General features: G+C 70.7%; 18 protein-coding genes and 2 pseudogenes. 8 read left to right on the plus strand and 12 right to left on the minus strand.

Features of this window, described 5'->3' with window-relative positions; translation table 11 throughout:
• Positions 1-16: 16 nt before the first annotated feature.
• Together ACGFWE_RS11740 and ACGFWE_RS11745 are read left to right on the plus strand one after the other, a co-directional pair.
• A pseudogene (locus ACGFWE_RS11740) lies at positions 17-178 on the plus strand (nitroreductase/quinone reductase family protein); the annotation flags it as partial.
• Positions 105-536 (plus strand): annotated as a pseudogene (locus ACGFWE_RS11745) (trypsin-like serine protease); the annotation flags it as partial. The pseudogenes ACGFWE_RS11740 and ACGFWE_RS11745, both read left to right, overlap by 74 nt.
• A gap of 176 nt (positions 537-712) precedes the next feature.
• Here ACGFWE_RS11745 and ACGFWE_RS11750 read toward each other — a convergent pair.
• Positions 713-1018, minus strand: a complete 306-nt coding sequence (locus ACGFWE_RS11750) for a hypothetical protein (protein ID WP_352383490.1) — start codon at positions 1016-1018, stop codon at positions 713-715.
• Positions 1019-1175: 157 nt separating this feature from the next.
• Between ACGFWE_RS11750 and ACGFWE_RS11755 the strand changes: the two genes are divergently transcribed.
• Positions 1176-1946: an intradiol ring-cleavage dioxygenase gene (locus ACGFWE_RS11755; protein ID WP_352383492.1), complete on the plus strand. Its 771-nt coding sequence runs from the start codon at positions 1176-1178 to the stop codon at positions 1944-1946.
• Positions 1947-1991: 45 nt separating this feature from the next.
• Here the strand turns inward: ACGFWE_RS11755 and ACGFWE_RS11760 are convergent, their stop codons facing one another.
• Both ACGFWE_RS11760 and ACGFWE_RS11765 read right to left on the minus strand, forming a co-directional pair.
• Positions 1992-2642, minus strand: a complete 651-nt coding sequence (locus ACGFWE_RS11760; RefSeq protein ID WP_393599554.1) for a DUF4360 domain-containing protein — start codon at positions 2640-2642, stop codon at positions 1992-1994.
• A 198-nt stretch (positions 2643-2840) separates the two neighbouring features.
• Positions 2841-3299 carry an Rrf2 family transcriptional regulator gene (locus ACGFWE_RS11765; protein ID WP_352383496.1) on the minus strand — a complete coding sequence of 153 codons (459 nt, stop codon included), beginning with the start codon at positions 3297-3299 and terminating at the stop codon, positions 2841-2843.
• Positions 3300-3409: 110 nt separating this feature from the next.
• Between ACGFWE_RS11765 and ACGFWE_RS11770 the strand changes: the two genes are divergently transcribed.
• Positions 3410-6397 (plus strand): beta-galactosidase, encoded by a 2988-nt coding sequence (locus ACGFWE_RS11770; RefSeq protein ID WP_393599556.1) that lies wholly within the window; start codon positions 3410-3412, stop codon positions 6395-6397.
• 9 nt (positions 6398-6406) lie between these two features.
• On the opposite strand, the gene ACGFWE_RS11775 is transcribed toward ACGFWE_RS11770, so the two are convergent.
• Genes ACGFWE_RS11775 through ACGFWE_RS11795 form a run of 5 tightly spaced genes read right to left on the minus strand, consistent with a single transcriptional unit; the run spans position 6407 to position 12076 of the window.
• Positions 6407-7924, minus strand: coding sequence for an alpha-N-arabinofuranosidase (locus tag ACGFWE_RS11775; RefSeq protein WP_393599558.1), 1518 nt, complete (start codon positions 7922-7924; stop codon positions 6407-6409).
• A gap of 21 nt (positions 7925-7945) precedes the next feature.
• Positions 7946-8911 (minus strand): arabinan endo-1,5-alpha-L-arabinosidase, encoded by a 966-nt coding sequence (locus ACGFWE_RS11780; RefSeq protein WP_393599560.1) that lies wholly within the window; start codon positions 8909-8911, stop codon positions 7946-7948.
• 11 nt (positions 8912-8922) lie between these two features.
• The gene (locus ACGFWE_RS11785) at positions 8923-9783 is read right to left on the minus strand and encodes a carbohydrate ABC transporter permease (protein ID WP_352383503.1); all 861 of its coding nucleotides are present in this window, start codon (positions 9781-9783) and stop codon (positions 8923-8925) included.
• Positions 9780-10730, minus strand: coding sequence for a carbohydrate ABC transporter permease (locus tag ACGFWE_RS11790; RefSeq protein WP_393599562.1), 951 nt, complete (start codon positions 10728-10730; stop codon positions 9780-9782). The genes ACGFWE_RS11785 and ACGFWE_RS11790 overlap by 4 nt, the downstream gene beginning before the upstream one ends.
• Entirely contained in the window at positions 10727-12076 is a 1350-nt protein-coding gene (locus ACGFWE_RS11795) for an extracellular solute-binding protein (protein WP_393599564.1), read from the minus strand. The genes ACGFWE_RS11790 and ACGFWE_RS11795 overlap by 4 nt, the downstream gene beginning before the upstream one ends.
• A 194-nt stretch (positions 12077-12270) precedes the next feature.
• Between ACGFWE_RS11795 and ACGFWE_RS11800 the strand changes: the two genes are divergently transcribed.
• The 3 genes from ACGFWE_RS11800 to ACGFWE_RS11810 are packed head-to-tail and all read left to right on the plus strand — an operon-like array spanning position 12271 to position 15483.
• Positions 12271-12861 carry a toxin-antitoxin system, toxin component family protein gene (locus ACGFWE_RS11800; protein ID WP_393599566.1) on the plus strand — a complete coding sequence of 197 codons (591 nt, stop codon included), beginning with the start codon at positions 12271-12273 and terminating at the stop codon, positions 12859-12861.
• Positions 12858-14090: an MAB_1171c family putative transporter gene (locus ACGFWE_RS11805; RefSeq protein ID WP_352383511.1), complete on the plus strand. Its 1233-nt coding sequence runs from the start codon at positions 12858-12860 to the stop codon at positions 14088-14090. The genes ACGFWE_RS11800 and ACGFWE_RS11805 overlap by 4 nt, the downstream gene beginning before the upstream one ends.
• On the plus strand, positions 14083-15483 hold the full coding sequence (locus ACGFWE_RS11810) for an NAD(P)/FAD-dependent oxidoreductase (RefSeq protein ID WP_393599568.1): 1401 nt from the start codon (positions 14083-14085) through the stop codon (positions 15481-15483). Before ACGFWE_RS11805 ends, ACGFWE_RS11810 begins: the two co-directional genes overlap by 8 nt.
• 20 nt (positions 15484-15503) lie before the next feature.
• Here ACGFWE_RS11810 and ACGFWE_RS11815 read toward each other — a convergent pair whose 3' ends face one another.
• Both ACGFWE_RS11815 and ACGFWE_RS11820 read right to left on the minus strand, forming a co-directional pair.
• On the minus strand, positions 15504-16352 hold the full coding sequence (locus ACGFWE_RS11815; protein ID WP_393599570.1) for an SMP-30/gluconolactonase/LRE family protein: 849 nt from the start codon (positions 16350-16352) through the stop codon (positions 15504-15506).
• Positions 16349-17122, minus strand: coding sequence for an IclR family transcriptional regulator (locus ACGFWE_RS11820; RefSeq protein WP_352383517.1), 774 nt, complete (start codon positions 17120-17122; stop codon positions 16349-16351). The genes ACGFWE_RS11815 and ACGFWE_RS11820 overlap by 4 nt, the downstream gene beginning before the upstream one ends.
• A 253-nt stretch (positions 17123-17375) precedes the next feature.
• On the opposite strand from ACGFWE_RS11820, the gene ACGFWE_RS11825 reads away from it, so the two are divergent.
• Positions 17376-19430 (plus strand): TerD family protein, encoded by a 2055-nt coding sequence (locus tag ACGFWE_RS11825; protein ID WP_352383519.1) that lies wholly within the window; start codon positions 17376-17378, stop codon positions 19428-19430.
• A 25-nt stretch (positions 19431-19455) separates the two neighbouring features.
• Here ACGFWE_RS11825 and ACGFWE_RS11830 read toward each other — a convergent pair whose 3' ends face one another.
• On the minus strand, positions 19456-20679 hold the full coding sequence (locus ACGFWE_RS11830; protein WP_352383520.1) for a helix-turn-helix domain-containing protein: 1224 nt from the start codon (positions 20677-20679) through the stop codon (positions 19456-19458).
• A gap of 3 nt (positions 20680-20682) precedes the next feature.
• On the minus strand, positions 20683-20835 hold the full coding sequence (locus ACGFWE_RS11835; protein WP_020116177.1) for a hypothetical protein: 153 nt from the start codon (positions 20833-20835) through the stop codon (positions 20683-20685).
• Between the last annotated feature and the right edge of the window lie 67 nt (positions 20836-20902).

Raw genomic sequence — 20902 nt, forward strand, 5'->3', positions numbered from 1 at the left:
TCCATCCTGACCAGCCCTGGGGGCCGGGAGCGGCAAGATCCGCAAGACCCCGGTGATGCGCGCGGAGCACGACGGCGTCCACGCCGTGGTCGCCTCCATGGGAGGTGCCCCCACGCACCCGGCCTGGTACCACAACGCGGTGGCCGACCCCCGGGGCGAGCTGCGAGAAGGCCCTGTGGTGGGCCCGAGCCGTCGAGGCGTTCGCCGCGCTCCTGGTACTGACCGACAGAGCAACCGCCGCACCCGCCCGTCTTCCCGGTGCCGCAGAACGGCCGCCCGCCACCGGCACCGAGTTCGGCTGGGGCCGGGACGGCTACGGCGGGGTCGCCCCGTGCCGCCGCACCGCCGTCCCCTTGCGCTTCGTGGCCGGGGAGCGGTGCACCCGCGCCCAGCTCGACCTTGACATCACTCCCAACCCGGCCTGGCAGCTGTGCGCCCTGCCGACCGCCGACGCCACCCGCAATACCTGCACAGGCGACTCCGGCAGCCCGGTCGTGGCCGCGAACACGGTGTGGGGCCTGGTCACCTGGGGTCCCAGCTGCCGCATCGACGACGTGGGCGTCTATACACGCGTTCCCGCACTCGCCACCTGGCTGGCCCAAAAAAACACGGCGCGGTGCAGCCACCGTGAGTCGGGGGCAGTCGGGTGGCCCCACCAGGCGCGTCGAGACGACCGGTTCGACAGCCGCGGTGGGGCTCTCACACCCGTAGGTCAGCCGGCCGGAGCCGCCGGACCGAAGTCCGCCTCCAACCGCTCTCTCCACCCCGCCTCCGCCAGCCCCGCCCCCACCAGCACGTCCCGCCAGTCCTCCTTGGCCAGCTGGACGGCGTCCAGGAGCCGGTCCACCCGGCCCTGTCCGCACAGCAGCGTCGCGGCGGCGATCCGCTCCTTGTCCTCCTGGTCGCCCCGGTCGGTCAGATGATTGACCAGTTCGGTGAGGAGATCGCCGACCACCTCGCCCTCCCGGCCGGGAAAGTCCTCCGCGATGCGCCGTTCGACCCGCACGGTAAGCCCCATTTACCCTCCTTGTCGGCATACGCCCCTATACGCTACCGCGCCCACTCCGCCCGACACCGCAACCCGACCGCAAGCTGTCTCGCAAGAAACTTGACGGCCCCTCACTTTGCCGAACTGACAGCCCACCAACAGAAACGGCTTCTAGGGTGCCGTGTTCATGACAGACACCCCCATGAATGAGACCCCCACGAGAGACACCATCGCCCGCCGCACCGTCCTGGTCGCCACCGGCGCGACCGCGGTGAGCCTCGCCGTGGGCGCCGCCACCTCCGACACCCAGGCGTCCCCCGACACGGCCCCCGTGGCCGCCGCGGCCGTCTGCACTCTCACCCGGGAGATGACCGAAGGCCCCTACTACCTCGACGGCCAGTACGTCCGTTCCGACATCACCGAGGGCAAGACCGGCTTCCCGCTCAAACTCGCCCTCACCGTGGTCGACGACGACACCTGCGCCACGATCAGCAACGCCCTCGTCGAGATCTGGCACTGCGACGCACTCGGCGAGTACTCCGGCTACGTCGGCAACAACGGCCACAACGAGCCCGACAGCGGCACCTTCCTGCGCGGCGGCGTGCTCACCGACTCCAGTGGCGTCGCCCGCATCACGACGGTCTACCCCGGCTGGTACATCGGCCGCTGCGTCCACATCCACGTGAAGGTGCACGTGAACGTCACCCTCACCTCCGACGGCTCCTTCACCGGCGGCACCGAACTCCACACCGGCCAGCTCTTCTTCAACGAGACGGTCACCGCCAAGGTCGGCGCGCTCTCGCCGTACTCGGCCAACACGGTCCGCCGCACCACCCTCGCCCAGGACGGGATCTACGACGACGGAGGCGCCGCGTCCGGCCTCCTGACCCTGACCGCCCTGGGCAGCAGCCCCTCGGCCGGCTACTCCGGCACCCTGACGCTCGGCGTCGAACGCTGATCAACGCGTCGCCCGCCGCCCACAGGAGCGGCGGGCGACACCCCTTCACTTGCCCGGGCACTCCTTCCACGCCATGTGGTACACGGTGCTGATGTCACCGTCGGTCGAGTCCATCGTCATGAAGCTGACCTTGGACGGCGAGGAGCTGCCCGCGTTCACGCGGACCTCCGTGTTGATGTTGAAGTTGCGCTGAACTCCGCAGGGGGCCCACACCAGCTGGGCCCAGTCGGTGGTGTCGGTCGCCTGCCAGTTGTCGTTGTAGGCGCCGGGGAAGGTGTGGGTCTTGGCGGCCGTCTGCGAGGAGCCCTGGAAGTAGTACGAGGCCCGCTGGACGCCGCTCGCGCCGGCCTGGAGCGAGGCGAAGCCCCGGTAGTCGGCCTCGGCGATGGCGTAGGTGAAGCCCTGCGGGACATGGACGATCAGGTTGAGCTGGCAGTTCTTGCGGAACGCCGTGGGGTCGGAGTTGCCGCCGACCTGGGCGAGGTAGTCGCTGTAGGTCACCGTGAACGCGGTGTTGTCCTCGGAGACGGCGACGGCCGCAGTGCCGGCGCGACAGCCGGAGCCGTTCACCGTGGCGACGTCGATGACGATCTTGTCCGGGGGCGGGTCGACGAACCCGCCGGACGGGTTGTGCGCGGGCACCGCCGCGGTGAGAAGGGCGGCGACGGCGCCGCCCAGAAGCAGTCCACTTGCCATGGGGGGTCTCTCCTCTGCGCTGTTGTTGAAGCGTGGAGAACCTGTGTGGTTTCTGTGGAGCACCGCGGCGATCGAATCGTAGGGAGCACTCTGTGGCGCCGCCAGGGCGAACTCCAGCCATTCCCCTGATGGCCGAACTCACGTGTAAACAGGGGAAGTTGGACACCTACTGAACCCCGGTCGACCCCCGGCTGGAATTCAGGGGTTCTCCCACGCGGCCGGTTCGGCCGCGAGCCGCTGGACCGGCTCCGGGAGCGCGTCGCCCGCGATGTCGGCGATGGTGACGCCCTCCAGGATCTTGCGGACGTTGGCCCGCAGCGCGATCCACAGCGGAAGCAGCGGCTGCGCGGAACCCGTGTACTCCAGACCGGTGGGCCGCTCGCCGCGCACCGACACGATCGGCCCGTCGACCGCGCGGATGACATCCGCGACCGTGATGGCCGAGGCCTCGCGCGCGAGCCGGTAACCGCCGCCCCCGCCCCGCCTGCTGTCGACGATCCCACCGCGCCTCAGGTCGCCGAGAATCCCCTCCAGGAACTTGTGCGGAATGTCCTGGACCGCGGCGATGGCCTCGGCCTTCACCGGCTCGGAGTCCTGCCGCACGGCAAGCTCCAGCACCGCCCGTACCGCGTAGTCCGCCCGTGCAGAGATCCTCATACGGCAATTGTGCGGTGTGCGGGCGTAGACAATGGTCACGCCACAATAGGCACACCACCCACACCCACGGACGGACTGGCGCTAGCGCGGCACGACCAGGAGGCGCTCCCTTGGAGCTGAGCAGACGTACATTCAGCGCCCTCGCCGGCACCACGGCGCTCGGTTTCGCGCTGAGCGGCAGCGGTGGGGAGACCACCCCGGCCTACGCCTCCCACAGCGTGCCCACCGGGCCCGCGCCCGGCGCCCCGGCGGCCGACCGGGTCCGGCACAAGGTCGGTTACGACAAGTACTCGCTGGTGGTCGACGGCCGGCGCCTGGTGCTGTGGTCCGGCGAGATGCACCCCTTCCGGCTGCCGAGCCCGTCGCTGTGGCGGGACGTCCTGCAGAAGATGCGCGCCCACGGTTTCAACGCGGTCAGTGTGTACGTGGCCTGGAACTACCACTCCCCGGGCCCCGGCCAGTACGACTTCACCGGCGTCCGCGACCTCGACCTGTTCCTGCGCACCGCCACCGAGACCGGCCTGTACGTGATCCTGCGGCCGGGCCCGTACATCAACGCCGAGGTCGACGGCGGCGGCTTCCCCGGCTGGCTCGCGGCGACCGCCGGCCGGGCCCGCACCTCCGACCCGGCCTATCTGTCGTACGCCGACGAGTGGCTGACCGAGGTCAACGCCATCGCCGTCCGGCATCTGTTCACCAAGGGCAGGGGCACGGTCCTGCTCTACCAGATCGAGAACGAGTACGACGCCTTCGTCGACGAGAGCCTCGGCCGCGACTACATGTCCCACCTGTACAAGAAGGTGCGCGCCGACGGCATCGACGTCCCGCTGTTCCACAACGACAAGGGCAGGAACGGCTACTGGACGCCCGGGTCCTTCAACACCGGGGGCGAGGAGCGTGGTTGGCTCTACGGCTTCGACGGGTATCCCGCGCCGTCCGAAGTGCCGCCCGACTGGGGCGACTTCGGCGTGGGCGGACTGAAGGGCGGGGCCACGGCCAGCCCCAGGACACCCGGGTTCATCCCGGAGTTCGGCGGCGGCTGGTTCGACCCGTGGGGCGGGGCCACCTTCGACGGCAAGGGGTACGCCGAGGCGCGGCGGACCCGGGACGCGGCCTACGAGCGGCGCTTCCAGCTCACCAACCTCGCCAACGGCATCACCGTGCACAACGTCTACATGACCTTCGGCGGCACCTCGTGGGGCTGGCTGCCCGCACCGCAGGTCTACACGTCGTACGACTACGGGGCGGCGATCGACGAGGCGCGCCGGCCGACACCGAAGCTCGCCCCGACGCACCAGCTCGGCCATCTCCTGCGGACCGTGCCGGACTTCGCCAAGCTGGACCGGGCCGACGCGGTGCGGGCCGCCGACGAGCGGCTGAAGGTGTACCACCTGACCAACCCGGACACCGGCTCCCAGGTGTACGTCGCGCGCAACGACACCGACGCACCGATCACCACCACGATCCCGGACGCCGGGATCGACGTGGCGTTCACCGTCGCCGCCCATGACGCCCGACTGCTCGCCGCGAACCTGCAGTTGGGCGGGCACACCCTCAAGTACGCCACCGCGCAGCCCATGATGTACCTGAAGGTCGGGCGGATGGACGTCGCCGTGTTCACCGCCCCGCACGGCGAGATGGCCCAGGTCCTGCTGGAGTGCCCGGAGGAGCCGCTGGTCACCCGGGGCGACGCGCAACCCGCGTGGAACTACGACCTCGGCGTCCTCAGGATCACCGTGCCGATGGGCGTCGGCGGCCCGGCCCGGGTGCGGATCGAGGGCGGCGGCAGCGACACGCCGCTGCTGCTGATCTTCGCCGACGACCCCTGGTCGCTGCGGCTGTTCCCGGTGGACACCCCGACCGGACCGGTGCTGGTGTACGGGCCGTCGCTGGTGCGCGGGGTCACCCTGGACGGCGCGACCGCCCACCTGACCGGAGACACCGTCGAGGGCACGGGCATGGAGGTGTGGGGGCCGCGCGGCATGGACCGGATCACCTGGAACGGCCGCCCGCTGCGCACCTCCGCCACCCCCATGGGCAGCCTGCGCGCGGACATGCCGGCCACACCCGGGCAGCTCCCGATCCCCGGCGTGGGCGAGGTGCGGCTGCCCGCGCTGGGCGGCTGGCGGCGCCGTACCGAGAACTTCGAGTCCCTCCCGGACTACGACGACTCCGGCTGGACACGGGCCGACCGCGCGAGCTCGTTCAGCGTCACCCCGGTCCCCAAGGACGGGCCGGTCCTGTTCGCCGACGACTACGGCTTCCACTACGGCGATGTCTGGTACCGGGGACACCTGACCGACGCGGACGAGCTGGAGTCGGTGTCCCTGTCCTACAGCACCGGCACGCAGGGGCTGCTGATGGCGTGGCTGGACGGCGAGCCGCTGGGCACGCACCGGATGCCGGTGCCGGACAAGAGCTCAGCGCGCAAGGGCAGTTGGACGGCGAGGGCCACCTTCGACGTGCCGCCGCCCTCCGGGTCCTCGACCCGTGTCCTGTCCGTCCTCGTCCGGCGGACGGCGCACGACATGGACGGCGGGTCCGCCGACACCCACAAGGCGGCCCGGGGGTTGACGCAGGTCACCTTCAAGGGCGGTTCACCGAAGGTGAGTTGGCGCATCCAGGGCGAGACGGCACCCGACCCGGTGCGCGGGCCGCTCAACAACGGCGGACTGTTCGGGGAGCGCAAGGGCTGGCATCTGCCGGGCTTCGCCGAAGAGCACTGGAAATCCGCCGAGTTGCCCCGCGCCGACCGGCGTCAGGGGGTCACCTGGTACCGGACGACGTTCCGGCTCGCCGTGGACACCGGCACCGACGCCTCCATCGGCCTCACCCTCGACGACGACCCGAAGCGGGCCTACCGCGTCCAGATCTTCCTCAACGGCTGGAACATGGGCCAGTACGTCAACGACGTGGGCCCGCAGCACACCTTCGTCCTGCCCAACGGCATCCTGCGCACGCGCGGCACCAACACCCTGGCGCTCGCGGTCCTGTCCGACGGGACGACGGAGTCGGGGCCCGGTGACGTACGCCTGACGCTGCTGGGGGCCGCGGCCGGAGGAGTGCCGGTGACACCGGTGGACTCCCCCGGCCGGTAGCCCGGTCGGTCACGCGAGCCGGATCACGTTCCAGGACAGCGGCTCCAGTACGGCGGTGAGGGTGCCGTCCTTCAGCGCGGTGCCCTCGGCCGGGTGCGGGGCGACCCGGTCGGGGGCGTCGAGGGTGTTGCGGGCGTCCGGGTCGGCGTCGGCGAGGACGCTGTGCTCGACGACGTCCGTCAGGTCGAGGCCGCTCAGGGCGACTTCGAGGGGCAGGGACTCGCCCCGACTGCGGTTGACGGCGAAGACGGTGACCGTACCGTCCTCGGCGCGCACGGCGGTGGCGTGCAGGAGGTCCGTCTCGCCGTACTTCTTCGTCTCGTACGTCGGTGAGTCGACCCGTACGTCGAGGACCTCGCCGCGGCCGTACTTCGAGGCCTGGGCGAACGGGAAGAACGTCGTCTGGCGCCAGGCCGGCCCTCCCGGCTCGGTCATGATCGGGGCGATCACGTTGACGAGCTGGGCGAGACAGGCGACGGTGACGCGGTCGGCGTGCCGCAGCAGGGCGATGAGGAGGGAACCGAAGACGACCGCGTCGAGGACGCTGTAGTTGTCCTCCAGGAGGCGGGGGGCCTCCGCCCAGTCCCGCGCGCCGGAGTTCTCGATCTCGTGCCACTCCGAGATGTACCAGACGTTCCACTCGTCGAAGGAGAGGTTGATCTTCTTCTTGGACTTGAGCTTCGCGCCCACGTGGTCGGCGGTGGCGACCACGTTCTCGATGAAGGACTCCATGTCGACGGCGGAGGCCAGGAAGGAGTCCACGTCGCCGTTCTCGGGCTGGTAGTAGGCGTGCAGGGAGATGTAGTCGACGAGGTCGTACGTCTCGGCGAGGACCGTTGCCTCCCACTCGGCGAACGTGGGCATGGACTGGCTGGAGGAGCCGCAGGCGACGAGTTCGACGCCAGGGTCGATCTGGCGCATCGCACGGGCTGTCTCGGCGGCGATCCGGCCGTACTCCGTCGCCGTCTTGTGGCCGGTCTGCCAGGGGCCGTCCATCTCGTTGCCGAGGCACCAGAGGTTGATGCCGAAGGGGTCCTTGTCGCCGTGGGCGCCGCGGAGGTCGGAGAGGGCGGTGCCGGAAGGGTGGTTGGCGTACTCCTGGAGTTCCAGGGCCTCGGCGACACCGCGAGTGCCGAGGTTGAGGGCCATCATCGGCTCGGCCTGGGGGCCGACCTTCTTCAGGAAGTCGATGTACTCGGAGAGGCCGAAGCGGTTGGTCTCGGTGGAGCGCCAGGCGAGGTCGAGGCGGCGGGGGCGGTCCTCCACCGGGCCGACGCTGTCCTCCCACTTGTAGCCCGAGACGAAGTTGCCGCCGGGGTAGCGGATGGCGGTGACGCCGAGTTCGCGGACGAGTTCCAGGACGTCGGTGCGGATGCCGTCCTCGTCCGCGGAGGGGTGACCGGGTTCGAAGATGCCGGTGTAGACGCAGCGGCCCAGGTGTTCCACGAAGGAGCCGAAGAGACGGGGGTTCACTTCGCCGACCTTGAAGGCGGGGTCGAGCGTGAAGCGGGCGGTGGGCTTGCTCATGGGGACCTTTCAGGAACGGAGTTACTTGACAACGGGCCAGTCACGCACCCAGCCGAGCCTGTTCAGGCCCAGCTTCGGTGTGCCGTCGTCCTCTGCGTCGTAGTAGTGGTACGCCAGCCAGTCCTGGCCGCGGGTGCGGAAGACCGACTCGCCTCCCGTGCCGATGTACCTCCCGTGTCCTGCCAGCAGCAGGTCGCCGCCGCCCTCGAGGAGCGGCTTGCCCGTGCTGTCGACGTACGGGCCCGTGACCTTGGTGGATCTTCCGACCCTGATCCTGTACGTGGAGTTCACTCCCGCACAACAGGCGTCGTAGGACGCGAAGAGGTAGTAGAAGCGGCCGTGCTTCACGAGGGCCGGGCCCTCGACGGCGTACGGGGCGTCGGGGCGGGTGGCCAGGTGGTGGACGCCGGCCCCGGGGAGGGCCTTGCCGGTGGCCGGGCCGAGCTCGACCATGCGGATGCCCGTCCAGTACGAGCCGAACGACATCCACAGCCTGCCGTCCGCCCGGATGATCGCCGGGTCGATGGCGTTCCAGGAGTCGGTGGTCTCGGAGGTGAAGACCTTGCCGCGGTCGGTCCAGGTGCCGGGGAGACCGGACGGGGAGGTGGCGACGCCGATCGCGGAGTGGTTGGTGCCCCAGGAGGAGACGGCGTAGTAGAGCCAGTAGCGGCCCGCGCGGTAGGAGATGTCCGGCGCCCAGGGGTCACCGGTGTCGTTGTACTCGTACCACCAACTCGGCGCCTCGGCGAAGGCGTTGCCCGCGTCGCTCCAGTGCCTGAGGTCCTTGGACAGCCGGGCCCCGATCACACCGCCGGTCGAATAGGCCACGTAGCCGCCGGACTTGAGGTGGATGACGGCCGGGTCATGAATGATCTGCTGACCGCTGATCGGAAGCGGGTCGGGGTAGGTGGGATCGGCCTGGGCCGTGGTCGGGAGCAGGGCGATGAGGGCGGCGGTCAGGAAAGTCACGTACCTCAGGCGCTTCACACTCGGACTCCTCATTGACCCGCCAGCCCCGTGTGGGCCACGCCCGCCACGATCTGGCGTTGGAAGAAGACGAACACGATGATCAGCGGGAGGCCCGCCATGAGGCCGCCGGCCATGAGTTGGGCCCACTGGATGCCGTAGGAGTTCATGACGGTCGCGATGCCGTTCGGCATGGTCATCAGGTCGGGGTTGTTGGTCACCATGTAGGGCCACAGGAAGTTGTTCCAGGAGGCGATGAAGGTGAAGATGCCCACCGCCGCCAGGGAGGGACGGGCCAGTGGGACCACGATCGTGAAGAAGACCCGCCAGCGGCCCGCGCCGTCGATGAAGGCCGCCTCCTCCAGTTCGCGCGGGACGCCCTGGAAGAACTTGTAGAGGATGTAGACCATCGCGGCCGGCGCGCACTGGGGAAGGATCATGCCCCAGTACGTGTCGACCATCCCCATCTGCTGGACCGTGGTGAACAGGGGCACGCCGAGGACCGCCGGGGAGATCATCAGCCCCGACATCACGATGCCCATGAGCACGTTCTTGCCGCGGAACTCCGTGCGGGCGAAGCCGTATCCGGCGAGGGCGCTGACGGTCAGGACCACGGAGGTGACGCAGACCGAGACCACCAGGGAGTTGACGAACCAGTTGGTGATGTTGCCGGTCTCCCACAGCGCCTTCCACGCCTGGGCCGTCCAGACCTTCGGCAGCCAGTGCGGCGGGATCTCGGCCGCCTCCGCCTCGGACTTGAGGGAGGTGAACAGGGCCGCGGCGATCGGCGCCACGAAGACGGCGGAGACGGCGACGCCGAGGATCGTGAGGATGATCTGGCTGGGTGTCCAGGGCTTACGGGGGCTCTTGCGGGCCGGTACGGCGGTGGTCATCGGCCGCCCTCCTCACGGTTGCGCAGCAGCCACATCCGCGACAGGGCGACGACTGCGATGATCACGAAGAAGATGATGGACATCGCGGAGGCGTAGCCCACGCGGTAGCTGGTGAAGCCCTGTTCGAGGGTGTACTGCACGAAGGAGCGCGTGCTGACCTCCGGCCCCGGCCCGAAGTCCATCATCACGACGGCCTGGTCGAAGAGCTGGAGCGAGGCGAGGATCTGGAGCGCGATCACCAGGCCGGTGATGTGGCGCAGCATCGGCAGCGTGATGTGGACCATGCGGTGCCAGGCGTTCGCGCCGTCCAGCTTCGCGGCCTCGTAGAGGTGGTCGGGGATGCCCTGGAGGGCGGCGAGGTAGAGCAGGAAGCTGAAGCCGACGGTCCACCACAGGGTCTCGATGACGATGGCGAGCATCGCGTACGACTTGTCGGTCAGCCAGGGCGTGTCGAGTCCGAAGGTCTCGTTGATCAGGCCGATGCCCTGGGTGAACAGCCACTGGAACATGTTGGCGGCGACCGTCGAGGGCAGCAGGAACGGCACGAAGAAGCACAGCCGCCACAGCCACTTGCCGCGCTCGATGTGGTGCGCGAGCATCGCCAGCAGGAAGGCGAGGACGGTGATGCACGGGACGACCAGCAGCGTGAAGTACGCGCTGTGGCCGAGCGCGTCCCACATCGCCGAGTCGCCCAGGGCCTCGCGGTAGTTGTCGAGGCCGACGAAACTCGCGCCGTCGCCGGAGATGTTGGCGTCCGTGAAGCTGAGGTAGACGCCGCGCAGCAGCGGCCAGATCACGAACAGCACGAAGAGCGCGAGGAACGGGGCGACGAACCAACCCCCGTGCTGGAAGCCCTGCTTGCGGCGGACGGTCGCCGTCGCGGCCGCGGTCCTGGCGCGGGCCGGTGCGGCGACGGCTCCGGTCGTCATGTGAGCGCTGGTCGTCATGCGACCGCACCTCCCTGCGCGGCGGTCCTGCCGTCCATCGGGTTCTTCGAGGCGAGGAGCTTGGTGAGATGGCTCTTCATCGTCTGCGCGACCTTGTCCGGCTTGGCGGAGCCCATCGTCGAGGAGACGACGACCGGGCCGAGGTCCTGGGCGAGCACGCCGGTGGAGCCCGCGAACCACACCTTCGGCTCGGTGGCCTGGTGGTCCATGGCGCCGGCGTACTCGTTCTGCGGGGTGAGCTTCTTGTACGCGGCCGTGGAGAGCGTCGGCGTGTACGCGGGGATGTGACCGCCGGCCGCCCACTGGAGGGCGTGCGTGACGACGTACGCGGCGAGTTCGTGGGCGCCCTCGTTGGTGGCGCCGCCGCGGCCGGCCTGGTGCGGCAGGACGAAGGCGTGCGACTCGGCGTGGGTGGCCGGCCTGCCGAAGACGGGCGGCAGCGGGGTCGCGCCGTAGTCGAGCTTCGCGCCGGAGAAGACCGGCACGGACCAGTTGCCCTCCCAGGTGAAGGGGGCGCCGTTGATGAACTGTTCGCCGGTGGGGGCGCCGGGGACGACGTACCCGTCGGTGACGTGCCGGCGGAGGAACTCCAGTACCCGGGTGGCCTTGTCGGGGTCGAAGAGGACCTCGGTGTTGTCGGCGTTGAACCACTTGCCGCCGAGTTGGGTGTAGAAGGCGACGAAGAACCACCACTGGAAGTTCTGGTCGTTGGTCCACAGGCCGATCGTCTGGAGGCCCTTCTTCTGGACGGCCCTGGCCTTCTTCAGGACGTCGAACCACTCGTCGGTGGAGGTGACCGGGATCATCCGGCCGTCGTCGCCGAGCAGGCCGGCCTTGCCCAGGACGTCCTTGCGGTAGAAGCAGAGCTGGACGTGGATGTCGAGCGGGAGGGCGTAGAGCTTGCCGTCGATGACGCCGCGCTTCCACAGCGCAGGGTTGTAGTCCTCCTCGCGGACGCCGTACTTGGCGAGCAGGTCGACGTCCCACGGGTCGAGGAGGCGGCCCGGCGAGAAGCCGGTGACCCGGCCCATGTGCATGACGCCGAGGTCGGGGGCGCGGTTGCCCGCGGCCGCCATGGCGAGCTTGGTGTAGAAGGGGTTGCCCCACTGGAGGGTGGAGTCCTTCACGTCGATGTCCGGATGAGCCTTACGGAAGGCGTCCAGCATCGCGATCATGTTGGCGCCGTCGCCGCCGCTGAACAGGTTCCAGTAGCGCACCCGGGTGTCCGCACCGGAGGCGAGCGCGTCGGCCCCGGTGCCGAGGGCCGCGAAGCCGAAGCTCGCGGCGACGGTCAGGCCGCCCGCCGCGGCGAGAAGATGCCGGCGGCTCAGGTCAGGTCGTCCCATTCCCTGCCCCATCTGTCGAATATCATCTGTTCGATATCTCGAATTGCGCTCGTAACTTCGAACGGGACCGTAGGCAGGAAGCGCTTTCTAGTCAATGGGGTGCGCAGGCAAAATCGGATCGCGTGACGGGACAGTTCGGGGCGCGTAGTCTCGAACAGCCCGTCCTACGGCGGCGGGAGAGCTCAGGGGGTGGGATGGACATCGCGGGCGCGCGCAGGAGTGCGGCCCGGATCGCCTCGGCGCTACGACGCACCCGTGCGACCCCGGCCATGCGCGATCTGGTCTGCGACCTCACCGACGCGGTCCGGGCCCGGCCCCGCCCCCCGGCCGACGTGCCCGAGCTGTGCCGGATCCTGTGCCGGGAGATGAGCGCGCGCCGCGGCGGCCGCCTCGTCGACCTGCGTTTCGAGCGGTTCCCCGACGAGATCGCGGTGACCGGACTGTGGGTGGAGTTCGAGGACTTCGACCTCGTCATCGTCGAGGAGCGGGCCGAGGAGATGCAGCAACTGGTCATCCTGGGCCATGAGTTGTGGCACCTGCACGCGGGGCACGCCCACCATCACGCGGCCGCGGCGGACGCGCTCGCCGGACGACCCGGCTGGGACTCCGTCGCCCTGACCGTGGCCGCCCGCAACGGCTCCCGGGAGGCGGACGAGGCCGAGGCCGACGACTTCGGGCACCGGCTCGCGGCCGCCTTCCTGCAGGTGGGGCGAGGCGACACGGCCTCCCCCGACCCCCTCCAGAGGTCGCTCGGCTACCGGGGCCGCGGAGGCGGGACGCTGTGACACCTCAGCACCTGGCCGAGGGACCGACCGCGTTCTTCACCGGTCTGTACATCTCCTTCTGGCTGCCGGGCCTGGTCCTGGGCGCGGCCCTGGCGATCAAGCTGCCCAGCATCGTCAAGCTGTGGCGGGATCCGCTGCTGCGTGCCGTCGGCGGTGTGCTGCTGCTCGCCTGCGCGGTGTTCGTCTTCGCGGCGCCGAGCACCATCGCCTGGACCAACCGGGTCACCGGTGTCCCGAACATCGCGGCCCCCTGGGTGTACTCCCTGATCACCGCGCTGTCCGCGTCCTGGCTGCTGCTGGTCGTGCACTGGCGCAACGGCCACACCGACCGCCGTGCGCAGACACGGCGTGCGACCCGCTGGGTGGTCGGCGTCTACACGGCCGTGGTGGTCGCGCTGTGGGTCCTGTTCGCCCTCGCCGACGTACCGGTGGAACAGATCCGGGACCTGGACACGTACTACGCCACCACGCCCTTCATGCGCGAGGAGATCCTCCTCTACCTGATCGTGCACACGGCGGCCTGTCTGATCACCGCCCGGCTCATCTGGACCTGGATCCGCACCGAGGGACTCGACGGCTGGCTGCGCTGGGGCCTCAGGTTCCTGAGCGTCGGCTACGTCACCAACCTCCTGTTCAGCGTGTCCAAGTTCACCGCCATCGTGGCCCGGTGGACCGGGCACGACCTGGACTGGCTCAATACCAACATCGCGCCGTCCGCCGCCTGTATCGGCGCCACCATGGTCGCGACCGGCGTCATCGTCCCGCACGCCGGGCAGTACCTGCAGGAGCGCTGGCTGGTCCGCCGCCGGCGCCGGAACCTCAGGCCGCTGGCCCGCCTGCTGCGGGCCGTGCCGGGCCGCCGTGAGCCCCTCGCCCTGCAGGCCACCCCCGAGATCCGTCTGATCCGCCGCGAGACCTACATCCGCGACGCGCTCCTCCAGCTCTCCCGCCACCTCGACGAGGACCTGCGGCGGCGCTCCCACGACGCCGCCCTCGCCCTCGGCGCCGACCCCGGCCGGGCCCGGGCCCTCGCCGCCGCGGTGACGATCCTGGACGCCGTGGAGACCGGGCGGCACGCCGGGGACGGCGACGACACGACGGCTCCCGACACCGCCTACCTGCTGCAGGAGATCCACGCCGTCTCCGCGGCCCTGCGCAGTCCCGACGAGATCACGGCGGTGCGCGCCCGCGCGGCCGTCCCGGCAGAGAGCATGTCCACGCATGACTGAAAGCCCCTCCCCCGCCAGAGTCGCCGTCGTCCTCGGGGGGTCCCACACCGGCATGCTCGCGGCAGCCGCCCTGGCCGGGCTCGCCGACCGGGTCGTCGTCGTGGAACGCGATGTGCTGCCCGCCGGACCCGCGCCCCGCAAGGGACTTCCGCAGGCCCGCCATGTCCACCAGCTCTGGTCCGGCGGGGCGCTCGCGCTGGAGGAACTGCTGCCGGGGGTCACGCAAGGATTGCGGGCGGCGGGTGCGCACCGGCTGCCGGTGACCACCGACATGGTGGCGCTGTCCCCGCGGGGCTGGTTCCGCCGCTGGACCGAGTCGCACTTCATGCTGCTGTCCAGCAGGGATCTGCTGGACGCCGCGGTGCGGGCCCAGGTGCTGGCCGACGACCGGATCGAGCTGCTGCAGGACGCCGAGGTGCTGGGGCTCGACGGCACCGGCGCGGCGGTCACCGGCGTCCGGGTCCGGGTGGACGGTGCCGAACGCATTCTGCGCGCCGATCTGGTGGTCGACGCGACGGGCCGTGCCTCACGGACCCCGCAGTGGCTGACCGAGCTCGGCCTGCCCGTCCCCCGGAGCCGGACCGTGGACTCCGGCCTCACCTACGCCAGCCGCCGCTACCGCGCCCCCGAACCCGCCCGCGACGGCTACCCCGTCGTCAGCGTCCAGCCCGACGCGCGCTCCGGCCGGCCCGGACGCGGCGGTGTGCTGCTGCCGATCGAGGACGGGCAGTGGCTGGTGACGCTGTACGGCACCCGGGGCGGCGAACCCACCGCCGACACCGCCGACTTCACCCGGTACGCCCGTACGGAGCTGCGCCACCCCGTCCTCGCCGACCTCGTCGACCGGGCCGAGTCGCTGACGGAGGTGGCCCTCACCCGTACGACGGCCAACCGCCGCCACTTCTACGAGCGGATGCCGGCGTGGCCCGAGAACTTCGCCGTGCTGGGCGACGCCGTCGCCGCGTTCAACCCGGTGTACGGGCACGGCATGTCGGTGGCGGCGCAGGGCGCGGTGGCCCTGCGTGCGGTGGTACGACGGCACGGCTGGGGCGCGCCCGGTCTGTCCCGCCGTATCCAGAAGGCGGTCGCCCGGCCGGTCTCGGCCGCGTGGGACCTGGCGATCGGGCAGGACGTGTTCTACCCGGGCGCCACGCAGGACGGACCGACGCTGCGGGACCGTGTGGTGGCCGCGTACGTCGACCGCTTGATGTACACGGCCACCGGGAACGGGCGGATCGCCCGCCGCGTCACCGACGTCACGTCGTTGGAGCGGCGGGCGGAGGTGCTGCTGACACCGGGGGTCCTGCTGGCGGCGGCGGTGGGGCCGTTGAAACCGGCGTTGACCGAACCGCCTCTGACCGCCGAGGAGTTGAAGCAGGCGGGGCTCGAGTAGCCGGCCCGGGTCAGGCCGGCTCAGCCCGCGAACGGCTGTTGCCGTACGCCCTTCCCGGCCCCCGGCACCACCAGCAGGGAGCCCGCCACGGGGTGCGGGGCGTCCAGGCCCACCCGGGCCGTGGTGATGTACAGGTCGCTGAGATCGGGCCCGCCGAACGCGCACGCGGTGACACGCGAGGTCGGGAGGGTGATCACCCGGTCCAGCTCGCCGCCGGGCGTGTAGCGCCGTACCGCTCCCCCGTCCCACAGGGCGACCCACACGCACCCGTCGGCGTCGACGGTGAGGCCGTCGGGGAAACCGGCGCCGTCCTCGATCTCGACCAGGGTCCGGCGGTTCTCGATGTGCCCGTCGTGGTGGTCGAAGACATCGACGCGGCGGGTGGGCGAGTCGATGTAGTACATGAGCCGGCCGTCCGGGCTCCAGCCGGCGCCGTTGCTGACGGCCACGTCGTCGAGGACGGTGTGGTGCATGCCGTCACCGGTGATCCGGGACAGGGTGCCGCCGCCCGGCGCCTCGTCGTAGCGCATGGTGCCGGCCCACAGCGAACCGTCGGGGGCCACGGCGGCGTCGTTGGCCCGGCGGCCGGGGACGGGCTCGTGGTGGAGCCAGCGCAAGGAGCCGTCGGGGTCGAGCAGGGCCACGCCGTCCCGCAGGTTGAGGACGAGTCCGCCGCCGGCGCGCGGCTTGACGGCACCGATGTGCTGGTCGAGGACGCGGACCGTGCGGTGGCCGGAGACGGGGTCGTAGCTGTGGAGCCGGGCCCCCAGGATGTCGATCCACAGCAGCCGCTCGCCGTCCCACGTGGGCCCCTCGCCGAGGGTGGCCTCGGCACGTACGGCAACCTCGTACTTGGTCATGCGGGTCATCCCACGCTCCGGTGACCGAGGCGCTCGGACAGCTCCGCGGCACCCTTGGCGGCCAGCTGCTCCAGCTCGCCGCGGCGGTCCTCGCTCCAGCGGATCATCGGCACGGAGATGGAGAGCGCGGCGACGACCTGCCCGGTGCGGTCGCGGACCGGGGCGGCGACGCAGGACACGTCCGGGTTGGACTCGCGGTTCTCGACGGCGACCCCGCGCTGTCGGATCTCGTCGAGGGCCTCGCGCAGGGCGCCGGGGTCGGTGATGCTGTTGGGTGTCATCCCGGCGAGCGGGGTGCCTTCCGGGATGCGGGAGGCGAGCTGCGGCTCGGGGAGGGAGGCGAGGAGCATCTTGCCGACGGAGGTGCAGTGGGCGGGCAGGCGCCGCCCGGCGGCGGACACCATCCGCACCGCGTGCGTCGAGTCGACCTTGGCGATGTAGATGACGTCGGTGCCCTCCAGGATCGCCACGTGCACGGTCTCGTCACAGGTCTCGGCGACGGACCGGGCGACCTGCTGCCCCTCGGCGGCGAGGTCGAGCTGCTCGGCGTACCGGCTGCCGAGCTGGTACGGCCGCACCCCGAGCCGGTAGCGTCCCGGCTGGCCGGGAACCTGGACGATGTACGACCGGGCGGCGAGAGTGGTCACCAGCTCGTGCACGGTGGTGCGCGGCAGCTGCAGTCTGCGCACGATGTCGGGGGCGGAGAGCGTCCCGTCTCCGTCGAGGAAGAGCTCGAGAATGTCGAGAGCCCGGGTCACGGCAGGTACGAGGCGTCCCACAACCGGCCACCTCCCTTTACGTCTAAGGCGTCTGCGTTCGAAATCTCAACAGACGATCGGAATGACGAACACAGGCTAGCGACAGGCTGTTTCCTCCGGCAATGGCCATGCGGGTCACGAACTCCTCATCGGAGCTGTTTCCGCAGGATGGACACGGGTGCGGGCCGCCGGTACTACTGTGTTCGTGTGCGACACGTCACATTGCGTGGTGTGTTCTGGGGGATGTGATTCCAGGGGGGATCTCGTGCTTGAAATGACCAAGGGGTCGAACACTGCCCTGTCGGCCCTGAGCGAGAACGCCGCTTCGGTGATCGTGAGCCTGGGCTGGAGCAGCCCGACGGGGGACGGCGACGCGGATGTGTCCGTCTTACTGCTGAACCAGGACGGCAAGGTCCGCAGCGACACGGACTTCTACTTCTACAACAACCCGGTGGCGGCCGACGGCAGCGTGCAGCTGCTGGACAAGACACCCACGGAGGACGGGAACGAGGACCGGATCGGCTTCGACCTGACCGCGGTCCCGCCCGAGGTCGACCGCATGGTGGTGGCCGCGAGCCGCTATGAAGGCGCCCACTTCGGCGAACTGGACGACCTTCGCGTCACCCTCTCCGACGCGGTCGGTGAAACGCTCCTCCGCTTCGCCATCGGCGACACCGGAACGGTGAGCGCGATCATCTTCGGCGAGCTGTACCGACGCGGTGACGACTGGAAGTTCCGTGCCGTCGGCCAGGGATACGACTCGGGGCTGGCCGGGCTGGCGACGGACTTCGGGGTGGACGTCGACGACGACGCGGAGACGACCGCGGAGGCCGTGGACGACATGGCGGTCGCGGCCACTCCGGAACCGGCTGACGCCGGCCGGCCGGTCGGTGTGCCCCCGGACGCGGCTCCGGAGCCGGATGCGCCGGGCGCGCTGGACGCCGTGCCGGCTCCCCGTCGGTCCGCCGACGAGACCGGGTCACGCAGGCCGGCTGCCCGACCCCGTACCGCCAAGAAGAAGGCGGCGCTGCCCAGCGCGCCTCCGAAGTCGCTCGCGGAGAACGACTCCTGGAAACCCGCCAGGCTCTTTCCGGTCTCCGCGCTCAAGAGCGACCCGGACCGGGAGATGCGTGCCACTTCGGTACTGCTGTCGGTGATGACCCAGGTTCCACGGTTCGGCAGACGCCTCACCGCCGCGTTCGGGGCACCGTCCGGCCGCATGGAGACGTTCACCGAAGTCTCCCTGCCGCACGGCGACACACCCCGGCGCCCCGACGGAGTGATCCGCATCGAGCGGGCCGGCAAGCTCTGGACGGCTCTCGTCGAGACGAAGACCAACGGCAATGCGCTCAAGGCCGACCAGGTGCAGGCCTATATGGACATCGCCGCCCGGCGCGGTTACGAGGCCGTGATCACACTGTCGAACGACGTGGCACTCGAGGGCAGCCCGCTGGTCGATGTCAAGATCGACCGACGGCGCAAGCACCAGGTGGCGCTGTGGCACCTGTCGTGGGCCGAGGTGGCCCATCAGGCGCAGTTGCTGATCCGGCACGAGGGCGTCGGGAACGCGGCACGGACCTGGCTGCTCCAGGAGTTGCTGCACTATCTCCAGCACGAGAACTCCGGCTGCCACGGTTTCCAGAACATGGGCTCGGCCTGGGTGCCGGTGCGCAACGGGATCAGCGACGAGACCCTGTGCCAGGGCGATCCGCGTGCCCTCGAAGTGGTCGAGAGCTGGGAGCGGCTCGTCCGCCAGGTGTGTCTCAGACTCGGCGGCGAACTCGGGCAGAAGGTGCTGCCCGCCCAGCGCGCCCGGCGGGGCACCGATCCCGAGGCCCGCCGGTTGCAGCTCGCCGACCGGCTCTGCGTGGAAGGCAGGCTTCAGGCGGAACTCCGCGTCGAGCAGGCGCCCGGCCTGCTCACCATCGGCGCCGACCTGCGCACCGGCAGACTGCGCACTTCCATCGAGATTCCCGCGCCCGAGCAGGGCTACCCCCTGGCCTGGGCCAAGCGTCTGGTCCGCCGCCTCGCCGAGGCACCGGCGGACCTGCACGTCGAGACGCTGGTGGAAGGCCAGGCGGGAGGCCCGCGGGGCACGCTGGAGCGGCTGCGCCCCGAACCGGCGGACATGCTGCCGAAGGGCGGCGCGGCCATCACCGGTTTCCGTCTGTCCCTCCTCAAGACCATGGGGAACAGCCGTGGCAACGCCGAGTCCAGTTTCATCCGCAGCGTCGACGACGCCGTTCACCGCTTCTACTCCACGGTGATGGTCCACCTGGACGGTCCTGCGCCCCGACGGACGGGGGTGAGGGAGCGGGCCAGGGTGTGAGCCACGGGCGGCGGCGGTCCGCCCTTCACGCCAGCTCCCCCCGCAACCGCCGGGCCCTCAGCACCAGCTCCAGTTCGAAGCGGCGGTCCGGGTCGTCTATCTCGTCGCCCCAGAGTTCGCGGATCTGGCGGAGGCGGTAGCGGACGGTCTGGGGGTGGACGCCCAGGCGGGCCGCCACCTCCGGGGCTCCGCCGCGGGTCTCCAGCCAGGCGAGCAGGGTTTCGGCGAGGCGGCGGCCGTGGGTGGGGCCGCAGTGGCGGAGGGGGGCCAGGCAGCGCAGGGCGAGGTCGTCGATCAGTTCCTCCGGCTGGAGCAGGACCAGGGCCTCGGTGTGTTCGGTGCAGTACAGGACGTCCCCGGCGGGGAGCAGATCGCGTTCCATGAGGCGTACGGCGGCCTCGGCCCAGCGGAGGGATTTCGCCGCGTCCGCCAGCGGGACCGGGGGGCCGATCGCGCCGGCCCAGCCGGTCAGGGCCCGGTGCAGGAGTTCGGGCCGGCCCGCCGCGGCCGGTTCGGGGACGACCATGCGGGGCTGTTCGTAGTCCATGTCCAGGAGGACTCCCTGGCCCACCGCGGGAGGGACCGCCTCGCGCGCCGGACGCAGGAGGACGCCGACCGCCACCTTCTTCGGGAGGGGCCAGCCGATGCGGGCCGCGCGTTCCGTCAGCGCGTCCGCCGGATCGCCCCGGTGGCGTTCGGCCAGGAGTAACTCCATCAGGCGGCGCTGGAGACGCAGGCGCTCGCCCGCCTGCCTCGCCGCGGCCTCCGCGTAACCCCGGACCGACTGGTCGACCAGGCCGTCCAGGTACTCGTAGCCCGCGTCCACCAGCTCGTACATCGCCGGCGGCGGGATCTCCACGCGCTGGCCGATGTCGGCGAAACGGCGCCAGGCCAGGCGTACGCCCATGCGGTAGATCGCCTGGAGCGAGTCCAGGCTGCGGCCGTTCAGGCCCTCGCCGCGGCCGAACTCCTGGAAGACACCCGGGGGGACCGTCGGACGGCCCTCCGCCGTCTCCAGGTGCTGGACGAAGACCTCGATCGCGCGGCGGATGCCGACCAGCGCCATCGGTTCGCCGGACTCGTCCAGGACCACCGGCAGATGCGGGTACTCGCGGCGGATCTCGCGCAGGATCTCCTCCGCGAGGGCCGGCGCCTCGGACATGGCGATGGCCGCGAAACGGCGGACCTGGAGGCGCGGAACGTCATGCCAGGCCGAGCGGGCGTTCACGGCTGCCGGGCGGGCGGCCACGGGTCAACTCCCCTGGTCCGTCTGCTCGTAGGTGATCAAGGGTGTGTTGGGCTGCTCGGGCGTCGCCTCCAGCAGCGCGACGATGCCGAGCGCGGCACCGAGGGCGAGCAAAGCGGCGACCACCACGGTCAGTGCGGCGGCGAGCAGTCTGGACATCGCAGGGGCGCCTCTCTCGAGCGGCTCGATCCGGCGTACGTCCCCACCCGGAACGCGGAACCCATCG

Source organism: Streptomyces sp. NPDC048523 (genome assembly GCF_043199815.1).
Classification (GTDB): Bacteria; Actinomycetota; Actinomycetes; order Streptomycetales; family Streptomycetaceae; genus Streptomyces.

Bases quoted from the DNA above. Each gene is read 5' to 3' on its own strand.
- ACGFWE_RS11785 (WP_352383503.1), bottom strand. From the start codon at position 9,783: ATGACCACCGCCGTACCGGCCCGCAAGAGCCCCCGTAAGCCCTGGACA.
- ACGFWE_RS11760 (WP_393599554.1), bottom strand. From the start codon at position 2,642: ATGGCAAGTGGACTGCTTCTGGGCGGCGCCGTCGCCGCCCTTCTCACC.
- ACGFWE_RS11835 (WP_020116177.1), bottom strand. From the start codon at position 20,835: ATGTCCAGACTGCTCGCCGCCGCACTGACCGTGGTGGTCGCCGCTTTG.
- ACGFWE_RS11815 (WP_393599570.1), bottom strand. From the start codon at position 16,352: ATGACCCGCATGACCAAGTACGAGGTTGCCGTACGTGCCGAGGCCACC.
- ACGFWE_RS11755 (WP_352383492.1), top strand. From the start codon at position 1,176: ATGACAGACACCCCCATGAATGAGACCCCCACGAGAGACACCATCGCC.
- ACGFWE_RS11765 (WP_352383496.1), bottom strand. From the start codon at position 3,299: ATGAGGATCTCTGCACGGGCGGACTACGCGGTACGGGCGGTGCTGGAG.
- ACGFWE_RS11775 (WP_393599558.1), bottom strand. From the start codon at position 7,924: ATGAGCAAGCCCACCGCCCGCTTCACGCTCGACCCCGCCTTCAAGGTC.
- ACGFWE_RS11790 (WP_393599562.1), bottom strand. From the start codon at position 10,730: ATGACGACCAGCGCTCACATGACGACCGGAGCCGTCGCCGCACCGGCC.
- ACGFWE_RS11750 (WP_352383490.1), bottom strand. From the start codon at position 1,018: ATGGGGCTTACCGTGCGGGTCGAACGGCGCATCGCGGAGGACTTTCCC.
- ACGFWE_RS11795 (WP_393599564.1), bottom strand. From the start codon at position 12,076: ATGGGACGACCTGACCTGAGCCGCCGGCATCTTCTCGCCGCGGCGGGC.
- ACGFWE_RS11825 (WP_352383519.1), top strand. From the start codon at position 17,376: ATGACCAAGGGGTCGAACACTGCCCTGTCGGCCCTGAGCGAGAACGCC.
- ACGFWE_RS11800 (WP_393599566.1), top strand. From the start codon at position 12,271: ATGGACATCGCGGGCGCGCGCAGGAGTGCGGCCCGGATCGCCTCGGCG.
- ACGFWE_RS11810 (WP_393599568.1), top strand. From the start codon at position 14,083: ATGACTGAAAGCCCCTCCCCCGCCAGAGTCGCCGTCGTCCTCGGGGGG.